This is a genomic window from Embleya sp. NPDC008237 (genome assembly GCF_042956465.1).
In the GTDB taxonomy this organism is placed as follows: Bacteria; Actinomycetota; Actinomycetes; order Streptomycetales; family Streptomycetaceae; genus Embleya.
In genome coordinates this window covers 104,051-123,307 of record NZ_JBIBGL010000010.1, presented here as the reverse complement: position 1 = coordinate 123,307, position 19,257 = coordinate 104,051, and the positions used below count along the sequence as shown (strand labels likewise).

The 19,257-nt window shown below is 72.7% G+C and carries 16 protein-coding genes; 7 read left to right on the top strand and 9 right to left on the bottom strand.

The window, feature by feature from the left end; genetic code table 11:
• Nucleotides 1-294 precede the first annotated feature (294 nt).
• The 5 genes from ACFZBU_RS25665 to ACFZBU_RS25645 form a co-directional block, all read right to left on the bottom strand.
• Complete coding sequence (locus ACFZBU_RS25665) at nucleotides 295-1,887, bottom strand: sensor histidine kinase (RefSeq protein ID WP_391585996.1); 1,593 nt, start codon at nucleotides 1,885-1,887, stop codon at nucleotides 295-297.
• Nucleotides 1,884-2,645, bottom strand: coding sequence for a response regulator transcription factor (locus tag ACFZBU_RS25660; protein WP_391585995.1), 762 nt, complete (start codon nucleotides 2,643-2,645; stop codon nucleotides 1,884-1,886). Before ACFZBU_RS25660 ends, ACFZBU_RS25665 begins: the two co-directional genes overlap by 4 nt.
• A gap of 195 nt (nucleotides 2,646-2,840) precedes the next feature.
• The gene (locus ACFZBU_RS25655; RefSeq protein ID WP_391585994.1) at nucleotides 2,841-3,593 is read right to left on the bottom strand and encodes a hypothetical protein; all 753 of its coding nucleotides are present in this window, start codon (nucleotides 3,591-3,593) and stop codon (nucleotides 2,841-2,843) included.
• 436 nt (nucleotides 3,594-4,029) lie between these two features.
• Nucleotides 4,030-6,756 (bottom strand): AAA family ATPase, encoded by a 2,727-nt coding sequence (locus ACFZBU_RS25650; protein ID WP_391585993.1) that lies wholly within the window; start codon nucleotides 6,754-6,756, stop codon nucleotides 4,030-4,032.
• Nucleotides 6,757-7,004: 248 nt separating this feature from the next.
• Nucleotides 7,005-7,808, bottom strand: coding sequence for an enoyl-CoA hydratase (locus ACFZBU_RS25645; protein WP_391585992.1), 804 nt, complete (start codon nucleotides 7,806-7,808; stop codon nucleotides 7,005-7,007).
• A 264-nt stretch (nucleotides 7,809-8,072) separates the two neighbouring features.
• Here ACFZBU_RS25645 and ACFZBU_RS25640 point away from each other — a divergent pair, with 264 nt between their 5' ends.
• A complete protein-coding gene (locus ACFZBU_RS25640; RefSeq protein ID WP_391585991.1) occupies nucleotides 8,073-8,777 on the top strand; it encodes a class I SAM-dependent methyltransferase in 705 nt (234 codons plus the stop codon).
• Nucleotides 8,778-9,214: 437 nt separating this feature from the next.
• On the opposite strand, the gene ACFZBU_RS25635 is transcribed toward ACFZBU_RS25640, so the two are convergent.
• Both ACFZBU_RS25635 and ACFZBU_RS25630 read right to left on the bottom strand, forming a co-directional pair.
• The gene (locus ACFZBU_RS25635) at nucleotides 9,215-9,748 is read right to left on the bottom strand and encodes a DinB family protein (RefSeq protein WP_391585990.1); all 534 of its coding nucleotides are present in this window, start codon (nucleotides 9,746-9,748) and stop codon (nucleotides 9,215-9,217) included.
• Nucleotides 9,749-9,819: 71 nt separating this feature from the next.
• A complete protein-coding gene (locus ACFZBU_RS25630; RefSeq protein WP_391585989.1) occupies nucleotides 9,820-10,317 on the bottom strand; it encodes a MarR family winged helix-turn-helix transcriptional regulator in 498 nt (165 codons plus the stop codon).
• A gap of 220 nt (nucleotides 10,318-10,537) precedes the next feature.
• On the opposite strand from ACFZBU_RS25630, the gene ACFZBU_RS25625 reads away from it, so the two are divergent.
• From ACFZBU_RS25625 to ACFZBU_RS25610, 4 genes are all read left to right on the top strand, one after another.
• Nucleotides 10,538-10,831, top strand: coding sequence for a YciI family protein (locus ACFZBU_RS25625; RefSeq protein WP_391585988.1), 294 nt, complete (start codon nucleotides 10,538-10,540; stop codon nucleotides 10,829-10,831).
• Between the two features lie 276 nt (nucleotides 10,832-11,107).
• Nucleotides 11,108-12,805: a prenyltransferase/squalene oxidase repeat-containing protein gene (locus ACFZBU_RS25620; protein ID WP_391585987.1), complete on the top strand. Its 1,698-nt coding sequence runs from the start codon at nucleotides 11,108-11,110 to the stop codon at nucleotides 12,803-12,805.
• Nucleotides 12,802-13,851 carry a hypothetical protein gene (locus ACFZBU_RS25615; RefSeq protein WP_391585986.1) on the top strand — a complete coding sequence of 350 codons (1,050 nt, stop codon included), beginning with the start codon at nucleotides 12,802-12,804 and terminating at the stop codon, nucleotides 13,849-13,851. Before ACFZBU_RS25620 ends, ACFZBU_RS25615 begins: the two co-directional genes overlap by 4 nt.
• A 376-nt stretch (nucleotides 13,852-14,227) precedes the next feature.
• On the top strand, nucleotides 14,228-15,601 hold the full coding sequence (locus tag ACFZBU_RS25610) for an acyltransferase (protein ID WP_391585985.1): 1,374 nt from the start codon (nucleotides 14,228-14,230) through the stop codon (nucleotides 15,599-15,601).
• Here the strand turns inward: ACFZBU_RS25610 and ACFZBU_RS25605 are convergent.
• Nucleotides 15,538-16,080: a hypothetical protein gene (locus ACFZBU_RS25605; RefSeq protein ID WP_391585984.1), complete on the bottom strand. Its 543-nt coding sequence runs from the start codon at nucleotides 16,078-16,080 to the stop codon at nucleotides 15,538-15,540. The two genes, ACFZBU_RS25610 and ACFZBU_RS25605, sit on opposite strands and share 64 nt — an antisense overlap.
• Nucleotides 16,081-16,242: 162 nt before the next feature.
• Here ACFZBU_RS25605 and ACFZBU_RS25600 point away from each other — a divergent pair, with 162 nt between their 5' ends.
• Nucleotides 16,243-17,412 (top strand): winged helix DNA-binding domain-containing protein, encoded by a 1,170-nt coding sequence (locus tag ACFZBU_RS25600; protein WP_391585983.1) that lies wholly within the window; start codon nucleotides 16,243-16,245, stop codon nucleotides 17,410-17,412.
• A 23-nt stretch (nucleotides 17,413-17,435) separates the two neighbouring features.
• Here ACFZBU_RS25600 and ACFZBU_RS25595 read toward each other — a convergent pair whose 3' ends face one another.
• Entirely contained in the window at nucleotides 17,436-18,266 is an 831-nt protein-coding gene (locus ACFZBU_RS25595) for a helix-turn-helix transcriptional regulator (protein WP_391585982.1), read from the bottom strand.
• Between the two features lie 186 nt (nucleotides 18,267-18,452).
• Here ACFZBU_RS25595 and ACFZBU_RS25590 point away from each other — a divergent pair, with 186 nt between their 5' ends.
• Nucleotides 18,453-19,220: an SDR family oxidoreductase gene (locus ACFZBU_RS25590; protein WP_391585981.1), complete on the top strand. Its 768-nt coding sequence runs from the start codon at nucleotides 18,453-18,455 to the stop codon at nucleotides 19,218-19,220.
• Nucleotides 19,221-19,257 lie beyond the last annotated feature (37 nt).

Here is a 19,257-nt window from a genome sequence, read left to right as displayed (position 1 = left end):
CGCTCCACCAGGGGATGCGCGCCATCGAACCCGTGCCGCTCGGGTCGCCGTCGAACCTGGTCGGCGCCGTGGCCGGCTGCGGGTCCCGCCGCAGCAGCCGCGAGCACGGGGCGGGCGCCCGGTGGCCGCCGCCACCGGGCGTTCCCGCATACGCCAAGGGCGCGCCAAGCCGCGCCCCCGTGGGCACCGGATCGGTGGGAGCCGTGCTTTCGCTGCGGTCGAATACACGCATGCGCGACCTCCCCCGAAACGCCGTGCCCGCCCCACCCCGGGCGGGCACGGCGTAGCGCGAGGCTAGGGCCGTTCCTTGTGGGTTTCCTGTGAACGGGTCGCCGGGGAAGGGATTTTCCCGGCGGACCGGGGCGCCGCGCGGGATTTCGGTACGTCGGCCCGCGTGCGGGACACGGCCGACGCGGGCCGGGGGTCCGACGTGCCGGGCGCGGGCGGATCCGCCGGCCCCGGGGTCCGGATGCCCAACCAGGCGCGCTCCCGGGCCGCGACCGGGTCGGCGCGCAGCGGCAGGACCACCTCGATCCGGGTGCCCCGTCCCGACGGCGGTACCCCGACGGTGACCCGGCCGCCGTGCAGCGCGACCTGCTGGGCCACCAGGGTCAAACCCAGTCCGGCGCCGGGACTGTCCGGGCCGCGCCGAAAACGCTCGAAGACCACCTCGCGCAATTCCGGTGCGATGCCGGGCCCGTCGTCGTCCACGCACACCACGCCGCAGTCCATCCCGGGCAGCACCTTCACCAGCACCCGACCCGCCCCGTGCACCAGCGCGTTGCCCACCAGGTTGTCCACGAGCAGGCGCAGCCCGGGTGCGAGTCCGTACACGACCACCTCGTGCGGCGCCTCGACCCGTACGTCGAACGTCTCCGGGTCGGTCGACTCCTCGGCACCGGGCCTGCGGGTCGGCGCGGCGCGGACCGCCGCGTGCGCGATCTCGCCCAACTCGACCGGCCCGAACGCCGATGCGTCCACCAGATCGCCCTGGGCGAGCGCGCGCAGCGCGGTCAACACCGACAACACCCGTTCGTGGCCCACCCGTAGGTCCGCGACCACGTCCTCACGCTCGGGCGAGGCCAGATCCGGATAGGTGGCCAGCACGTCCAGATCGGTACGCATCCCGGTGAGCGGGCCGCGCAGTTCGTGGTCGACGGTGGCGGCGAACGAGCGTGCGGTCTCCAGCGCTTCCCGGGTGCGCGCGGTCTGCGCCGCGTACCGGCCCAGCACGTCGTCGAGGGTGCGGCCGAGTTCGTCCACCTCGACCACGCCGGACGGCACGTGCACCGCGTCGTGCGCGCCGTCGTCCGGATCCAGCCGGGCCGCCCGGCGACGCAGCGCGCGCAGCGACCGGGTGGCCGCGGCGCCGGCGGCGAGTCCGGCCAGCCCGGACAGCGGCACCGTGAACGCGGTGACCACGTACACCCGGCGGCGCAACAGCGCGGCCTGCGCGGCCGGTTCGCCCGAGGGCACGAAAACGTACAACGAGCCGCCCGGCAGTGGCCGGGTCACCATCCGCCACGAACGCCCACCCGCGTGCACCGTCACCGGGGACGGCGCACGCGCGGGCAGCTGCGCATCCTCCGGCGGCTGGGGGCCCACCAACAGCGGCCCCTCCGGGGTGTCGAGGCGGAGGCCGACGTCCAGGGCCAGGCCCAGGATCCGGTACTGGCGGGTGCGGATCGCCTGTTGGCGCTCGTCCAGGTCGGCCCGGGCCAGGATCCGTGCGGGCGGGGTCAGGCGGTCGGCCCGTTGCTGGAGCTGCTGCTCCTGACGTTGCATCAGGTCGTGTCGGGCCCAGCGCACCACGAGGGTTCCCGCGCCCAACACGAGCAGGGGCACCAGGACGGCGACCGACAGTGCGACCCGGGTGGAGAGCTTCATCCGGAACCGCCCGAGGCACGCAGGACGAAGCCGACCCCGCGCACGGTGTGCAGCACGCGGGGTCGACCGCCCGCCTCCAACTTGCGGCGCAGGTAGCTGACGAAGGTGTCGACCACGTCCGTGCGCACGTCGAAGTCGTAGCCCCAGACCCGGTCCAGCAGTTGATCCCGGGTCAGCACCAGGCCCGGATTGCGAGTGAAGACCTCCAACAGCGCGAACTCACGACGGGTCAGCTCCAGGGCGGCGCCGTGGCAGGTCGCGACGTGCGCGGCCACGTCCACCGCGACCGGGCCGACCCGCAGGACCGGCTCGCCGGCGCCGACCGTCGGGCGCCGGCGGAGTAACGCCCTTAATCGAAGGTCGAGTTCGCGCAGATCGAAGGGTTTCACCAGGTAGTCGTCGGCGCCGCTCTCCAGCCCCGCGATGCGATCGGCGGTCTCGTCGCGCGCGGACAACATCAGGACCGGCGTCTCGGCGCCCCGGGCCCGCAGCGCGGCGCACACCTCGATGCCGCTGACGCCGGGCATGGCCACGTCCAGGACCACTACCTGCGGGTCCAGCGTGCCGGGCGGGATCGACGCGGCGGGCACGATCGGCGGTGCGGGCGCGATCAGTTCGAGTGCGCGGCCGCCGTCGGGAGCCAGGGTGACGCGGTACCCGGCCAGGCGCAGGCCACGCTCCAAGGCCCGCCGGATGGAGGGGTCGTCGTCCACGACCAGGACGTGCGGCGGGTGGTCGGTGTCCGGTTCCGCGGTCACCGGGTCGTGGCCTCCGTTTCCGCGGCGGATGCATGCGGTATATGCCGCCGGCCGAACGCCTCGATGCGATGTGTGCTGCCCATGTCGTCGGCTCGACCCATGTCGTCCCCCGGAAGGCTGTTGCCGCTGTCGCCGAAGTTGTCGGTGCACAACCTATGGCGGGAAAGCATGTGCTGTACGGCGAATGACGGCTCGTCAACGAGGTGGTGGGGAAGGGGCGTCGGGGTGGTCGGGGGGTGGTGTGCGGGGTGGGGCGGGCAGGGTCGCCCGGGGCGTGTCCGTCGCCGTGGCGGACATCCAGCGGAACCAGTTCGTGCGGGTGATCGGGATCTGCGGGTTGTGCAACAGCCACAACACGTGCCCGGCCTGATCCCGGGTCCACGGCTCGCCGGAGACCTGCGCCTTCGCCAACCGGGCGCGCAGGTCCTCGCCGTCCACCACGCGGGCGATCCGCGAGTACTCGCGGTCCTTGCACCGATGCCGGCGGTACAGCACGAGTTCGACGAGGTCGATCAGGCGGGCCCGGGCCGGGGCGTGGTGGCCGGGGACGGCGAGCAGCCGGATCAGCCGCTGCTTGGTGCTCCAGACCTTGGCATGCCGGGTCCATTCGACCGGAAACCGGGCCTCCCATTCCAGATAGGTCAGCGCGTACGGCAGACCGCCCCAGTCGGGCACCTCGGCGGGCTCGGGCGGCTCGGCGAGCAGGGCCGCGGCGGGCGTGCGCAGCCACGCGGTGCGAAAGCGCCGCCAGGCCGCCTCCTCGGCGGTGACCGAGCGGGGCACCCGCAGCACGATCGTGTCGTAGGCGGCGCGGGCCTCGCGGGTGTCCCGGGTCACCTCCAGATACCGGTCCAGGGCGCGTCGGTGCGCGATCTCGTCGTCCGACACGAGCGCGCGCATCCAGCCCAGCCGGGTGTCCCAGTCCTCGATCGCGCCGCGTTCCGTCACGCCGACGATCTACCCAGGTGTCCGCAGAACAAGTCCGCCATCGGGCGAGCCGCGCCGGGGGACTCGTCGCGGTGGACCACGGGGTGTCCGCCTCGACGGGTCTCGGGGGGCCGGGGTCGGGGCGCGTGGGGCGCTTATGGCGCTGGGTGTGTCTGCTGCGACGGGTTTCGCGGGCCCGGGCTGCGGTCTCTGCGGGGCTTGCGGCGCTGGGTGTGTCTGCTGCGACGGGTTTCGCGGGCCCGGGTCGCGGTCTCTGCGGGGCTCGCGGCGCCGGATGTGTCCGCTTCGGGGCGCGGCGAGCGGACGGTCGCCGTGCGTGCGGGGCGACGGTCCGGCCGCAGAGGGCTCGGGGGCGATGTGCCGGCGGGGGTGCTCGGGCGGGGGTGCGCCGGCGGGGGCCGGGGCGGGGGTGGGATTCGTCGGTCCGGCGGCCGGGTCAGGCGCTGCCCGTGGCGAGTTGGGGGGTGCGGGTGATGCGGCCGGTGAGCGCGAGCGGTGGGGTGTTGGGGTGGGTGGGGCGCGGGGGGAGGGCGGCGACGCCGGAGCGGTTGGGGCCGGCGGTGGCGAGTTCGGCGCGGATGCGCACCTCCATCAGGGCGCCGGCGGGTGCGGCCAGTGCCTTGGCGAGGAGTTCGCAGGCGGCTTCGGTGCGGCCCTCGGCGCGTTCGACCACTGCAAGCGCGTAGAGCGCGTAGGCGCCGACGGGGGTGAGCCCCTTGGTGCCGGTCAGCCGCAGGGCCTGCCAGGCGCCGTCGCGCGCCTCGGCGATCCGGCCCTGGGTGGTCGCGGCCATCGAGAGCGCGGCCAGGAACCACGCGGCCAGCGTGCCCTGCCCGGTGGAGCGGGCCAGCCGCAGGCCCTCGGCGGCGTGCGTCTCGGCCTCCACGGCCCGCCCGGACAGCGCGCCGGCCACCGCGAGCGGCATCAGGGCCGCGGCGAGGGCGCCCCGGGCGCCGTGGGTGCGCAGTACCGCGGCCTCGTCGAGGAGGACCTCGTAGGCGGCCTGGTCGGTGGCCGCCGCGTGGACCGCCAGCGGGGTGACCTCCCACAGCGCGATGCCCAGGCCGTACAGCCGGGCCCGGGTGGCCGGGGCAACCATCGCGGGCGAAACGCCGTCGGCGCCGAGTGCGGCCACGACGGTGCGCAGCGGATCGTCGTCGGCCAGGGGGAGGGCGGACAGGGCGGCGCGGGCCTGGGTGGTCCGGGCGCGGTCGCCCGCCTCCCATGCGGCGCCGGTCGCGGCGAGCAGGAGCGCGGCGCGGCCATGGGCCGCTTCCAAGAGCAGTGCTCCCGCTTCGGAGCGGTGTCCTTCGGCGTGCCGAAGGGCGGCGCGGAGCCGGATCGCGGTGCCGGACGAGTGCGCCGAGGCGCCCTCGTCGACGACGCCGGCCAGGTCGGTGGCGTCGGCGGTGTCGAGCAGGGTGCGGGCACGGGCCGGGAATCCCGCCTCCCACGCGGCGTATGCCGCGGCCACGTAACGGCGGCGGGCCACGGGGGCGTCCGAGGTCAGTCGGGCGGCCTGCTCCCAGGTCGCGGCGGCGGCGCCCGCGCCGAGCTCGCGGCGGGTGCGGCCGGCGCCGGCTTCCAGGGCGGCGGCGAGGTCGGCGTCGGGGCCGGTGGCGAGCGCGGCCAGGTGCCACGGTCGCCGGTAGGCGAGAGCACCGCTCGCGGCGTAGACCAGTGCTCCGTGCAGTGAGCGGCGCTCCGCGGGGGTGAGCGAGCGGCGCACCTCTTCGCGTGCCGCCGCGTTCCGGAACCGCACCCGGTGCTCGGCGGCGTCGACCAGCCCGGCCCGCAACACCGCGAGCCGAGCGCTCCGCCCGATGCCGATCCGGCGGCCGGCGACGGCCAACTGGTCCAGGTCGGCAGCCGGTTCGAGCGCGGCCAACGCAAGCAGCCGACGCGCATCCTCGGGCAACGCCGCGAACGGCACGTCCCCACCCGCGACCGCCGCACCGGAACCCGGCCGGCGCCCCCCGGCCTCGGCGGCGCCCCGGGACGTCTCCGTCGCCGGTCGCGCTGCCGCAACCGCGTCGAAAGGCCCGACGCCGTCCGGGAGTCGCCTGCCTGCGGGGCCGACTCCGTCGCCGGCGGCCGCCGTTGCCCGCTCTGCGCCGTCGGCGACCGGGAACACGGCGTCCGCCGGGCCGGCTTCCGGCCGACCGCGTCGGGTGTCCGACGCCGGGTGGCTCGTCACGGGCTCCGTTGCGCGGGTTGTGCGATCGGTGTCGGTGTCGGTGGGCGTGTCGGTGTCGTTGACGGTGGCCGTGGCCGTGTCGGCGTCGATGCCGGTAACGGTGCCCGTGTCAGCGCCGGTGTCGGGGCCGGAGGGCCGGCCGGCGGAAGCCGCCCCGCCCATGGCCGGGCTGTCGCCGACCCTGCGATCCGAGGCTGCCCGCTCGGCTGCACCGGGCTCGACCCCGCTGCCGCCGGTCGCGCTGCTGTCGGCCGCGCTGCCGACCATGGCTCCGATCGTGCCTTCGCCTGCGGTGCCCGAGGTGCCCGTCAAGCCGGCGATCCCCCCGCCCGCGCCTTCGCCCGCCGCGCCCGTCGATGCCGGCGCCTCCGCCGCGCCCGCACCGCTCGCGATCCCGCTGTCCACCTCGCTCGCGACCCGTGCGCCCGCGCCCCCGGCCGGCTTCGCCGCTGCCGAGTTCGCGTCCGCACCCGCGCCTTCCCGCGTCGCGCGAAGGACGGCGATCGGCACACCCTCGGCGCGCCGCGCGATGTAGGCGACGACCGCCGCCGAGGCCGCGTCGAGCCAGTGGGCATCGTCGACGAGGATCAGGACCGGTTGTTCCCGGGCGGCGATCAGGACCAGCGAGCAGGCCGCCGCGGCCACCACGCCGCGATCGGCCGCGCCGGGAGCCAGGCCGAGCGCGGTGCGCAGCGCCTGGGCCCGGGTGTGCGGGAGTCGACCGATTCTCGGGTGCAGGCCGGCCAGCAGTTGGCGCAGTGCGGTGTAGGGGAGGGCGCCTCCGCCGCGCGGTCCGCCCGTGCGCAGCACGGTCATCCCCTTCGCCTGCCACATCGCCTCGCCCAGGAGCGTCGTCTTGCCCGCCCCCGCGGCCCCGCGCAGCACGATCGCTCCGCCGTCACCGGCGCGCGTCCGTTGCAGCAGTGCCGTGACGGCGGCCAGTTCGTCGTTCCCTCCGTGAAGCACGGAAACTCTCCTCGCATCTCGCTCACACCCCCGTGGTGTGGCCGGCGGCCCCGCCGGATCCGGCCGGACCGCCGCACTATGAGCCTGAGCTTGCCCGTTCCCGGTCAACACATGTTCAACATTCACTCAACGTGTGAAGTCCGGACCAAGTAATTACGGACATGTGACACCGACATCGGGTCGACGTCACGCCGGCATCCGGCTGAATATCCGTCAGTCTTTCGGCTGAAGGTCCGTCCGAATGCCCGTCAGTCCTTGTACTCCGGTCGTCGCTTGTCCTTGCGGGCCCGAATGGCCTCCTCGAAGTTCTCCGTCGTCAGTCGCACGTACAACTGGGCGTGCCCCTCGTGGTCCATGTGCGAGTGCATGCTGCTCGCCTCCATGCCGGACCACAGCAACCGTTTGGTCACTTCCACCCCCACTCGACTGAACCCGATGATGCGCTCGGCGAGTTCGTACGCGTCGTCGAGCAACTTCTCGCCCGACACCACGCGCGACACCAGTCCGATCCGCTCGGCCTCGGTCGCGTCCACGTCCCGTCCGGACAACATGATCTCGAATGCCCGAGACGACCCGATCGCCCGGGGGAGCAAATAGCTGATTCCGAGCTCGCTCGCGGTGAGTCCGTTGTTGATGCCGGCCGCCCGGAAGTAGGCCGTGTCGGCGGCGATTCGGATGTCGGTGGCGGTGGCGAGGCAGAAGCCGCCGCCGATCGCCGGGCCGTTGATCGCGCCGATCACCGGTTGGTGCATCCGGCGCAGTCCCAGGATCACGTCGTCCAGGATCTCCATCGAACGGCGGGCGATGCTGGTGCGGGTCAGGCCCTTGATGCCGGGGATCCGGCCGGAATTCTCCAGATCCGCACCGGAGCAGAAGCCCCTCCCGGCACCGGTCAATATGACGACACGCGTATCGTTGTCGGCACTCACGGCTTCCAGAGCCTCACGAAAGGGGACCATGACGTCGAAGGCCATGGCGTTCATGCGGTCCGGTCGATTGAGGGTGATGAGCGTGACATGGGGGCGGGGCTTGTCGACGAGTACGAAGGACATGGGGGCGTCATCCTCGGCATGATTGAGGGGCAAAGGGCTTCGAGTCGCACGGTGTCGGACCGGGCGACCGGGGAACCGAAGAGTGCGAATCCGGTTCCGGTGCCGCCGATCGGGACGAGTCGCCCGATCGTCGACCGGGCGGTCGACCACGAACCGGCCGACGCGACACGTTCGGTGTCGCGCCCATGGTTCGGGGCGCGTGCCCGGTCCGCAGTGCGGGCCTGGTTCGGGACCCGCACGTGGTTCGGGACACGCAAGCCATTCTTGACCAAGTCAATGAAACCGCTCAAGGCCGATCCGCGGCTCTTCGACGCCTTCGCGGGCGACTACGACCGCTATGCGGGACTGTGCGACCCCCTGGGCGAGTGGCTGGCCGGGCTGCAACTGACCGGTGACCGTGCGTTGGACGCCGGCTGTGGCTCCGGCCGCCACGCACTGGCCCTGGCCGGCTCCTACACCGACGTGCTGGCCGCGGACGTGAGCGCGCCACTGATCGAGGTCGCCCGGGTGCGCCGCCCGCACGAGCGGATCCGCTACGAGGTGGCCTCGCTGACCGACGTACACGACGGCGAGGGCTTCGACCTGGTGCTGAGCATGGGCACCCTGCACCACCTCCCGGACCTGGGCGCGGCGTTGGCGCACCTGAAGTCGCTGGTCCGACCCGGCGGCGAGATCGTCCTGGTCGACAACGTGGCCACCGTGCCCGCCGCGACGCGCCGGCAGTACATCGCCGGTGCCGCCCGCGAACTGGCCCGCGACCTTCGTCACATGCGCGCCCGGGACGCCTGGTGGTTGTACCGCTTCCGCACCGGCGCGGCATGGCTGGACCACCTGATGTCGGACCAATACCTGACCCGCGCGCAGTATCGGGCCCGCTACGGCGCGGTCTTCCCGGGCGCGGACTTCGTCGACCTGTCCTTCGCCACCGCGATGCGCTGGCGCCGGGCCGACGGCTCGGCGGCGGTATAGGAGGTCGGCGCGCTGCCCGGACAGGCCACGACCCCGACCGCGCCGGTGCGGGTCGACCTGGGCGCGGTGGCATACCCGACGGCGCAGATCGACATGGCGCGCCGGGTCGCCGAGCGGCAGCAGGAACTCGCCCCCTACCGGCTGTTCTTGCTCACCCGCCCGCCGGTGATCACCTACAGCGCGCGCACCCCGGCCGCCGACCTCCCGGATCCGACGTCGCCGATCCCGTCGGGCGGTGAGTCGGACCCGGTAAGAGTCGGCACGTGTTGTCCGTCCGGCACGCGGGCGGGGTTCGGTCCGGTGCTTCGCATTCGTGTTGCTCGTCCGCCATGCGGCCATGCCCTGTTCGGCTCGGCCGACTCGGGCTCGGTGGCCCATCCGGCCACCCCCGCGCCCGCCGCCCACCACCCGTCGGGTCGGCGGCGGGCGCAGCGGGGTCAGTCGGCGCGGATGCCGGTGACGTCCCACAGGTGGTGGATCGGGTCGTGGATGAAGTAGCGCGCGAAGGACTCGACGGTGAAGGTCGTGCCGTCGCTGCGGTTGCCGGTGCGGGTCCACTGGTCCTCGGCGACCGCCGCGAACGCGTCGGCCAGCGTGGCGCCGGCCGTCGCGAGGTCGGCCGCGACCCGGATCGGGTCCTGCTCGGCGTAGCGCGACTCGACGGCCGTCGCGTCCTGGTCCCAGTTCGCGAAGTCCGGGCCGTCCTGCGTCAGCATCAGCCGCAGGCGCTCGTCGAACAGGACGAAGACGTCGCGGACATGGCACGCGTACTCGGTCGGAGACCAGGTGCCCGGGTTCGGCCGGACGCGCAGTTCGTCGCCGCCGGAGACGAGCAGCTCGTGCCATGCGGCGGCGTTCGCGCGGGTCAGGGCGGGGACTCGGGCGCGCGGGACGGCCGGGGTGTCCAGGCCGCAGTCGGGACAGGCCGACTCGAGGACCCACGTCCAGCTCTTGGTCTCGGGAGTGATCATGCGCCGAGAATGGCCCACCCGACCCGGCTCGAACAAGGCATTTCCCCGCGAAGGCTACCGTTCGCCGCGGGCTACCGGTCCGCCGCGGGGCCGGCGACGTTCGCGATCATGCGTCGCAGGACGCGCACGGTGGTGGCGTAGTCCGCGTCCGAGATGCCGTCGTGGATGTGGGCGCGCACCGAGGGGCCGATCGCCTTGACCCGCAGCCGGGCCGCTTCCCCCTCCGGGGTCGCCGCCAGCAGGTGGTCCGGCGTCTCGGCGAGCCAACCGCGGGCGACGAGCGCGGCCGACTCGGCGGCGAGGTCGTCGCCGGGCAGCAGGTACTCGCTCATGGCCGCGGTGAGGTCGGCCACGGAGCGCGGCTCGCCGTCGGGCGAGAGGTCGTCGGTGGAGAGGTGCCGCAGCAGCCAGAACTGCGGCTGGGTGAGGCCGAGCTCGGCCTGCCGGCTGCGGATGTAGGCGATCACCTCACGGTGCGCGAGCCCGGTCCAGTAGCCGACGGGCTGCCCGGCGAGTTCGGCGTCGGTCTCGGTCTCGGCGACGGTCGCGGTCGTGGCTTCGGTGTTCATCGGCGTGTCCCTTCCGGCCTGTGGTGATCATGAGACTAATCCGCACGATGGGGCTCCGAATCCGTGGCGCTACGGGGGTTCCACGGTGCCGCCGGCATCGAGTGTGGGAGCGGATCGCCCTTCGCGAACGCGGACGGTCGGGGCGCCGCCCGAGCGTGATTCGTGCCGCATGCGGACGACCCGCCCTCGCCCGGCCGCGGCACGTCCTACGATCGGGGACATGTTCGTGATCACGTTGACCTACGTCGCCCCCCTCGAGGACATCGACGCGTTGCTGCCCGGGCACCTCGAATGGCTCGACCGGCATTACGCGACCGGCACGTTGCTGACCTCCGGCCGTCGGGTGCCCCGTACCGGTGGAGTGATCCTGGCGCGTGCCACGGATCGGGCCGCGCTCGACGCCGTGCTTGCGGAGGACCCGTTCCGCCGCGAGGGCGTGGCGACGTACGACGTTGTCGAATTCGTGCCCACCAGGACCGCGCCCGGGCTCGAAGGGCTGCTTCCGGCGGACTGAAGTGCCGTCCATAGCCGTTCATTTCCAGCACATTTGATGGCGATAACTCACCAATTGAGACAACAAACGAGTACAGGCTTCCGCATTCACGCCTTCGGGTGATTTCGTGTTGAGAACACACCCGGTTCGGGCGATGGGCGTCGTCCACCCGCCGGGGCGTGCATTCCGCGCCGGGTACCCCAACCGCAGCACCCCTTCTCCGCTCGGCGCCATACCCGGGTACACCGGACACGACGGCACAGCTTGCGACAGGACGTGTGGGGGAGGCGCTGACCGATGCGCGTGCGAGAGACCCGACTGCCGGGGTGGCCTGCGGAATTGTTCGTCCCCGAACTCCCGGTGGCCACCGCCCGGCTGCGTCGACGGGTCGCCGACTCGGTTGGTCCCGACGGCGCGGTGCGCGGTCCGTGCCGCAGCCGTGTGCTCGAATCGGCACTGTTGCTGCGCCTTCTGGAGCGCACCGGTATCGAAGCCGATCACCACCGCCGGGTCGCCGGTTTCCTGACCGATTGCCTGGCCGGCGCCGAACCCCTGGACCGGTTGCTCGCAACGATTGCTTTACGCCACGTCGGCGACACCTCCGAACACGGCGCGGGCGACCTGCTCGACCGATTTCTGCGCCGGGCACCGGCATTTCTCAACGCCCGCAAGCGGGTCATGCTGGAAACCGTGCTGTCCCTGCTCGGCCCACCGCGCCGGGCCGCCCGCCGGCCGTTCGACCCGAACGCGTTCGAAACCGGCAACCTGCACCCGTGGGCGCACGTGCAGACCGTCGCGCTCAAGGTCGCGCTCGCCGACCTCACCGGTCACGCGGACGAGATCGCCCCGGCCGAACTGCGCCTGCTCGTGGACACCCAGCAGGGCCCGGGGGTCTGGGAGGGCAACATCCTGGTGCACCTGCTGGTGCTGCACGCGCTCGCCGACCGGCCGCATCTGGATGCGCTGCTCGTCAACGGCGTGGCCAAGGCACTGGCCCACCAACGTGCCGACGGCGGAGTGCCGTTCGTGACCGACACCGACACGTGGTGTGCGGTCACCGCGGGCGTCGCGCTGGATGCCTCCGGTGCGCCGTACGAGGTTCGCCGGCGGATCGGTGACCACCTCGCGGCGGGCCAACGGCCGGACGGCGGTTGGTCGTACACCGACGCGGCGGCGCTCGCCGACGTGGACGACACCTCGGTGGCGATCGAGTTCCTGCACGCCACCGACCCGGTGCGCTACCGGCGCACCATCGACTTCGGCCTGCGCGCGTTGTGGTCCTATCAGGGTCCGGACGGCGGATTCCCCACGTACATCACCGGTGCGCCGTCGGAGGCGTGCATGACCGCCGCCGCGGTCAACGCGCTGAGCGTACGCGCGTCACGACACGTGCAACGGATCACCGCCGGGCGCCGGTTCCTGGCCGCCGCGCAACACCCCGACGGCACCTTCGAACCGGACTGGAGCCGCAGCCGCTACCACTCGATCTTCCGCGCCCTGCTGGCCATCGACGCCTGCGGCCCGGACGCCTACCGGGCCACCGTCAAGCGGGCGCTCGTCGCCATCCGCGAGGGGCAGAACCCGGACGGCGGCTGGGGCCAGCAACCCGGCGACCCCAGCGACGCGATCAGCACCGCCTACGCCCTGATCGCGTTGTGTCGGCAGAGCGACCCGCGCCCGGTGGCGCGCGGCGTCGAGCACCTGCTGGCCGCACAACGCGGCGACGGCGGGATCGAGTCGGTACCGGACATGCTCGGCACCAGACCCTTCCTGTACGTGATCCCTTGTCTGGCCGACCACTTCACCCTGCTGGCCCTGGGGCACCTCGGCAATCGACTGGCCCTGCGCGCGCATCGTCGTTCGGGTACCCCGCGGGGCCGAGGCGTGTCGGCGGCGCAACCCACGACTCTGCGCGCTCCCGCGCCCGGCACCGCCGGATTGCGCGGCGGGGGCAGGAACACTCCGACGCAGACCGGCGAAAGGAGCCCGGCGTGAGCACACCCACCGTCGTCGACCTCCCGATCAGCTTCCATCTGCCGAAGCTCGCGAACCTGTTGCCGATGACGTTCCATCCCGAGACCGACCGGCTGATGCGCGAATCCCGCTGGTGGGCGCACCGGCACCTGGGCTTCGCCTACGCCGGCGACGCCGCTCGGATCGACAAGAACGTGGACGGAACGCTGCTGGTGTCGTTGTCCGTTCCGCACGCCGACTACGAACTCGCCCTGACCACAGCCAAGGTGATGAACTACCTGATCGGCATCGAGAACAGCCTGGTGGACAAGGCGGGCCTGGGAGGCAGTTCGTTCGCCACCCGCAACGTCTTCGGCCGCTTCATGTCCGACCTGCTCGGCTGGGGGGACGGCTCCACCCCGCTGCGCGAGGACTTCTCCTGGTTGCGCGAACGCATGCCGCCCGCCCGCTGGATTCGTTTCGTGTCCTACATGGAGGACTTCGCCCACGGCTTCACCACCGAGCTGGAGAGTTGGCGCGACGCCGGGATATCCGACTACGACACGTACATGGACGACCGTCGGCACAGTCTGGGCGTGCGCTGGTTGTTCGGCTTCGCCGAGGAGGGCGTGCCGGGTGTGGCACTGTCCCAGGAGGCGTTTCGCACCGCCGAGATGGTGGCCCTCCACGACACCGCGATAGACGGATACACGCTGATCAACGATCTGGTCTCGTACCGCAAGGAACTGGTCATGGACGACCGGGTGAACCTGGTCTACTACCTCGGCGAGGCCGAGGGGCTCGACCTCGAAGGCGCGATGAACAAGATTTGCGGGCTGATCGACGCCACCGAGCGCAAGTTCCTCGACCTGCGCGACCGCATCCTGGCCGGCCCGCACGGCGGCGAACCGGGGATGCGGGCCTACCTCGACGAGGTCGGTCACGTGATGACCTCCAACCTGTGGTGGGCCACCGTCAGCAAACGCTACGAACCCGGCGGACTGGGCTGGGACGGCTCGACCGCCGGCACCATGACCTTCCACCGGGACCGCGCCGTGTTCGTCCCGGATCCCCAGCCGGGCGGGTGAGCGGCCGCCAACCCGTGCCCGCCGCGGCCGGGCTCCCGCCGAGGCCGACGGCGACCCGACGACGGGCCGACCGCGTGCGACTCGCATCGACCCCTTGCCTTTCCCGGTGATCCCGCCGCCGACGCGCGTTCTCCGCGCGTCGGCGGACTTTGCCCGAACCTGACACAACGTCAAGGGTGCTTCGGGGCGGCTTTAATCATTCACTCATGTAGCACGTCCATGCTGCCTACATGGACTTTCCGCGTTGTGGCACCCCGCGTCCTGCGGTTCGATCCGGCTCGCACCCCGCACGGCGGGCGCGACCGCCGGCCGCGCCCCGGCGAAATCGGCGGGCCCGCGGCGAGGTGATCGCCGAGTTCGGGGCAGGCGCTTGTTGATGGCCATCTCCTTCGACGACAGGCGGACCCGCGGACGCCGCCCGACCCGGGCGCCGAAACCCACGACCGGCCCGACCACGACCGGCCCGACCACGACCGGCCCGCACGCCGCCGGCCGCCGGCCGCACCTGCACCGGATCGACCTGATCCGTGACATCGCCTTCCTGTGCGTGATCGTGGTGCACGTCATCGGCGTCACCTACCCGTTCCCGGGCGAGGGCCCCGCGTTCACCCAACTCGTCCTGCACGCCACGCGCGCGGTGTTCTTCTTCGTCAGCACGTTCGTGCTCTTCCACAGCGCCTACGGTCGCCCGCTGCGGGTCGGCGCCTTCCTCGGCAAGCGCTTCAAGCTCCTGGGCGTGCCGTATCTGCTGTGGTCCACCGCCTACTGGGTGCTGGGCGACCACACGCGGATCCGGCACGACCTGCCCGGCGCGCTGACCGATCTGCGCGGCGGCATCGTCTGGGGCGGCTCCTGGTACCACCTGTACTTCCTGCTCGTTTCGCTCCAGATCGCCGTCCTGCTCCCGCTCCTGCTCAAGCTGGTCCGGGCCTGCGCCGGACGGCACCTGCTGCTGCTCGCGGTCGCCGGCATCGGGCAACTCGCCGCGCTGGTGGTGCTGTTCCACGAGACGCCGCTGAGCGGACCGCTGGAGTGGTATCGCATCCACGGCGGCATGCTGCTGCCCACCTACGGCTTCTTCGTGCTGGCCGGCGCGCTCGTCGCGGTACACCTGGACGCCTTCCACGCCTGGGTCCTGGGCCACACCCGGACCATCTGCGTGGGCACGCTCGCGATGCTCGCACTGACCTACGCGTGGTACCGGCACACCGTGGCCGCGGGCCGGGACACCGCGACCGCGTCGATCGCCACCCAGCCGGTGAGTCTGCTGTGGGGGCCGGTCGCGGTGCTCGCGCTGTACGCCGTGGCCACCCGCTGGGAACGCGCCCGGACGCCGATCCCGGGTCGGCGCGCCGCCGCACGCGGAGCGCAACTGGCCTTCGGCGTCTACCTCGCCCACCCGATGATCCTGCGGCTGCTGGAACTGAACGGGTTCGTCGCCGCGTTGCCGTGGGCCCCCGCCGTCGACACCGCCGTACTGGCGGCCGTGGTCGCGCTCGCATCCGCCGGATTCGCCTGGCTGGTCGCACGGACCCCCCTGAGCCCGTGGCTGATCGGCCGCGAGCGGGCGCGGGGCCGCCGGGCGGCCCGGTCCACCCGGTTCACCCGGTTCACCCGGTTCACCCGGTTCACCCGGTCCACCCGGTTCACCCGGGCCGCCCGGCGGCCCGGGCCGGCGCCCGCGAGTCAGCAGACGGGCAGCAGATCCTTCGCCGAGCCGGTGGTCTCCAACCAGGCCTCGGGCGCGTAGCCGACGCCCTGGCCGGTGGTCACGAGTACCCACTGGTCGCTCTTGCCGCCGCGCCAGCCGTACACGTTCGCACCCTTGGCCCGGCAGGTCGCGGTCAGTCGGGTGCCCGCGCTCACCTCGGCGACGGTCTTGCCCCCGCCCGGCTTCTCGCGTATCTCCAGGCCGATCGCCTGGCGTGCGATGACCGCCAGCTTGACCGTCGAGGTGGGCGAGGGCACCGACGACCCACTCGGCCGCGCGGACGGATTCGCCGCCCCGGAGGCATTGGGCAGCGCGGTCGCCGCGGCCGACTTCTTGCCGTTGTCACTGCCCCCGGAGGACAACAACCACCACGCCAGGATCACGATCGCGCCGACGATCACCGCCCCGATCACCAGACCGTTCCCGGTCCTCGGCGGGCGCGGACCACCCGCGCTCGCCGCTCTACGGGCGAGCGTCATTCGACGCCAATCGAACCGGGACGATCCCGCAGACGGCATGGTGACTCCTTCACACGGACGTGCGGTGGTACGGGGAACTCGGTACGTGCCGATCGGTACTCGATTCTTCCGTGTACCGACCCCGTCACGGTAAAGCGATCCGGAATCGCCGCGCCGTATGATTCCCGGCCACATGTCGCATCCGACCCCTATGGTCGGCTCATGACCTCTGCGTTGCCACGGATCAGCGACGATGAACGACGAGCGCGTTTGGGCATTCGGCATCGCCTGGCGCCGGGCGCACGGGCCGCGAACGCGGAGGACGCGGCCCGCGCCGTGCTCCTGCTGCACGCCACCGACCCCGCCACGGTGTACGTGTCCACCTGCGCGCGCCTGGCCGAACCGTCGTCGGCCGAGGTCGAACGTGCGCTCTACGACGACAAGTCGCTGGTCCGGATGCCCGGCATGCGCCGCACCGTCTACGTGGTGCCGCGCGAGATCGTGCACGTGGTCCAGCGCTCCAGCACCGACGCGGTCGCGATCACGCAGCGCCGGGTGATGCTCCAGTTCCTGGCTTCGGGCGGTTACGACGAGGCGTGGCTGGACGAGGTCGAGACCGCCACCGTGGCCGCGCTGACCGAGTTGGGCGAGGCGACGGCGATGCAACTGGGCGAGGTGGTACCGCAGTTGCGCACCCAGATCCGGGTCGCGATCGGCAAGCCGTACGAGGCGAACCAGGGGGTGTCCACGCGGCTGCTGTTCACCCTCTCGTGCGAGGGCCGGATCGTCCGGGCCAGGCCGCAGGGTTCGTGGTTGTCCAGCCGGTTCCGGTACACCATCGCTCCGCCGCTGCCGGAGATCGGCCGGACCGAGGCCAAGGCCGAACTGGTGCGCGGGTGGCTGGCCGCGTTCGGGCCCGGCACGTCGGACGACCTCAAATGGTGGACCGGCTGGACGGTGGCCGACACCCGCCACGCACTCGCGGCGGTGCGTGCGGTGGAGGTCGCGTTGGACGACGGGAGCGTCGGCTACGTGCTGCCCGGCGACGAGGAGCCGGGCCCGACGCCGGAGCCGTGGGCGGCGCTGCTGCCCGCGCTGGACGCCACGCCGATGGGTTGGAAGGAGCGGGACTGGTACATCACGCCCGACCTGCGCGAGCGCCTGTTCGACCGGATGGGCAACATCGGCCCGACCGTGTGGTGGAACGGCCGCGTCGTCGGCGGGTGGGCCACCCGGGCGGACGGAGAGGTGGTCTGGCAGGCACTGGTCGACCTCCCACCCGAGGCGAACAAGGCCATCGAGGCCGAAGCCGCCCGACACACCTCGTGGTTGGCCGGCACGTGTGTGACCCCCCGCTTCCGGGTGCCCCTGGAGCGCGAGCTGAGCGGCTAGTGCCGGTGCGGCGTCGCCCGGGTTCAGGGCCGGTCGGCCGTCACGGACAACTCGGCGGCGGTGTGCGTGGTGCGGGGTGCGGTGGTGTAGACGATCAGGAGCAGGTCGGGGTCGCCGGGAAAGGACAGGCTCTCGTAGGCGGTGTCCAGCACGCCGCCGTCGGCGGTGCGCAGGCGCTTGGTGCCGTGGGTCTTCTCGGCCACCTGGTGGGCGTCCCACAGCGGTCGAAAGCGCGGGTTGCCGGCCGACAACTCCTCGACGAGGGCGGCCATCCGCGCATCCGCGGTGTGCCGCGCGGCCTCCAGGCGCAGGAACGCGACCGTGTCGGCCGCGACCTGTTCCCAGTCCGGATAGAACCGACCCGCGTCCGGCGACAGGAACGTGTGCCGCGCCATGTTGCGCTCGTGCGGCGCCATCGCGCTCAGCCCCATCATCGCGTCGGCGGCCGCGTTCCAGGCCCGCACGTCCATGCACGGGCCGAGGACGAACGCGGGCGCGTCGATCCGGTCCAGGAGCACCTGTACCCCCGGCCGGGCCGTCGACGGGGCGACCCGCCGCGCGCTCGCCCGGGTCGGCCGGGCCAGATCCCACATGTGCTCGTACTCGGTCGGATCCAGCCGCAGCACGCGCCCGATCGCATCCAGCACGGCGTCCGAGACGTGCTGTCCCCGGCCCTGCTCCAGCCGCACGTAGTAGTCCACGCTCACGCCCGCGAGCTGCGCGACCTCCTCGCGCCGCAACCCGGCCACCCGACGCTTGCGCCCGAACACCGGCAACCCGACCTCCTCGGGCCCGACCCGGGCCCGACACGCGCGGAGGAAGTCACCCAGTTGTTCGAACGACGCATTGCTCATGCCCGGACTCTAATACCGTGCCCGGCACCGCGCCCCACCCGCGCTTTCCCCCGCCGACCGGTCCCGAGGGTGGTACGGGCAGACCCAGGAAAACGTGGGCTCTGGGTGTGCGTCGCGGGCGCGGGCAAGGTTGGCCGGGTCGGCGGGGAACACGCCTCGCCCACCGCTTCCAACCGGAGTCTTCCCATGAGCTACACCGCGCTTGCCGGTCGGATCGCCGTCGTCACCGGAGCCGCCAGCGGTATGGGCGCCGAGACCGCCCGGCTGCTCGCCGCCCACGGCGCGCACGTCGCGCTGCTCGCCCGCCGCGAGGACCGGCTCAAGGACCTGGCCGCCGAGATCACCGCGGCCGGCGGCACCGCCCTGGCCGTCGCGGTCGACGTCACCGATCAGGATTCGGTGGACGCCGGCGCGGCCCGGATCCGGGCCGAGTTCGGCCGGGTCGACCTGGTCGTCAACTCGGCCGGGGTGATGCTGCCCAACCCGCTCGACGACGGCCGGATCGACGAGTGGACCCGGATGATCGACACCAACGTCACCGGCGCGCTGCGGATCATCCGCGCGTTCACCGCCGACCTGGTGGCCGCCGCCGCGGACGGGCGGGCCGCCGACCTGGTGGACATCTCCTCGATCGGCGCCCACGTGACCTTCCCGAACTACGCGGTGTACGGCGCGACCAAGGCCGCGCTCACCCACCTGTCCGCGTCCCTGCGCAGCGAACTGGGCCCGCGCGACGTGCGGGTCACCAACATCGAGCCGGGCCTGACCGACACCGAACTCGGCTCGCACATCGACAACGTTGACCTGGGTGAATCGGGCCAACTGGGCGCCATGTTCGATGCGATCGGCAGCCTGGCCGCGAGCGACGTGGCCGACCTGGTGGCATACGCGGCAACCCGGCCGCGCCACGTCAACCTGCGCCAGATCGTGATCCTCCCGACCCGCCAGGCGTGAAGCGCGGCGCGGCGGACCGACTCCGGCCGCGATCGCG

Excerpts from the sequence above, each read along its gene's own strand:
- ACFZBU_RS25665 (WP_391585996.1), bottom strand. The coding sequence starts at position 1,887 with ATGAAGCTCTCCACCCGGGTCGCACTGTCGGTCGCCGTCCTGGTGCCC.
- ACFZBU_RS25645 (WP_391585992.1), bottom strand. The coding sequence starts at position 7,808 with ATGTCCTTCGTACTCGTCGACAAGCCCCGCCCCCATGTCACGCTCATC.
- ACFZBU_RS25635 (WP_391585990.1), bottom strand. The coding sequence starts at position 9,748 with ATGATCACTCCCGAGACCAAGAGCTGGACGTGGGTCCTCGAGTCGGCC.
- ACFZBU_RS25630 (WP_391585989.1), bottom strand. The coding sequence starts at position 10,317 with ATGAACACCGAAGCCACGACCGCGACCGTCGCCGAGACCGAGACCGAC.
- ACFZBU_RS25625 (WP_391585988.1), top strand. The coding sequence starts at position 10,538 with ATGTTCGTGATCACGTTGACCTACGTCGCCCCCCTCGAGGACATCGAC.
- ACFZBU_RS25620 (WP_391585987.1), top strand. The coding sequence starts at position 11,108 with ATGCGCGTGCGAGAGACCCGACTGCCGGGGTGGCCTGCGGAATTGTTC.
- ACFZBU_RS25610 (WP_391585985.1), top strand. The coding sequence starts at position 14,228 with ATGGCCATCTCCTTCGACGACAGGCGGACCCGCGGACGCCGCCCGACC.
- ACFZBU_RS25605 (WP_391585984.1), bottom strand. The coding sequence starts at position 16,080 with ATGCCGTCTGCGGGATCGTCCCGGTTCGATTGGCGTCGAATGACGCTC.
- ACFZBU_RS25600 (WP_391585983.1), top strand. The coding sequence starts at position 16,243 with ATGACCTCTGCGTTGCCACGGATCAGCGACGATGAACGACGAGCGCGT.
- ACFZBU_RS25595 (WP_391585982.1), bottom strand. The coding sequence starts at position 18,266 with ATGAGCAATGCGTCGTTCGAACAACTGGGTGACTTCCTCCGCGCGTGT.
- ACFZBU_RS25590 (WP_391585981.1), top strand. The coding sequence starts at position 18,453 with ATGAGCTACACCGCGCTTGCCGGTCGGATCGCCGTCGTCACCGGAGCC.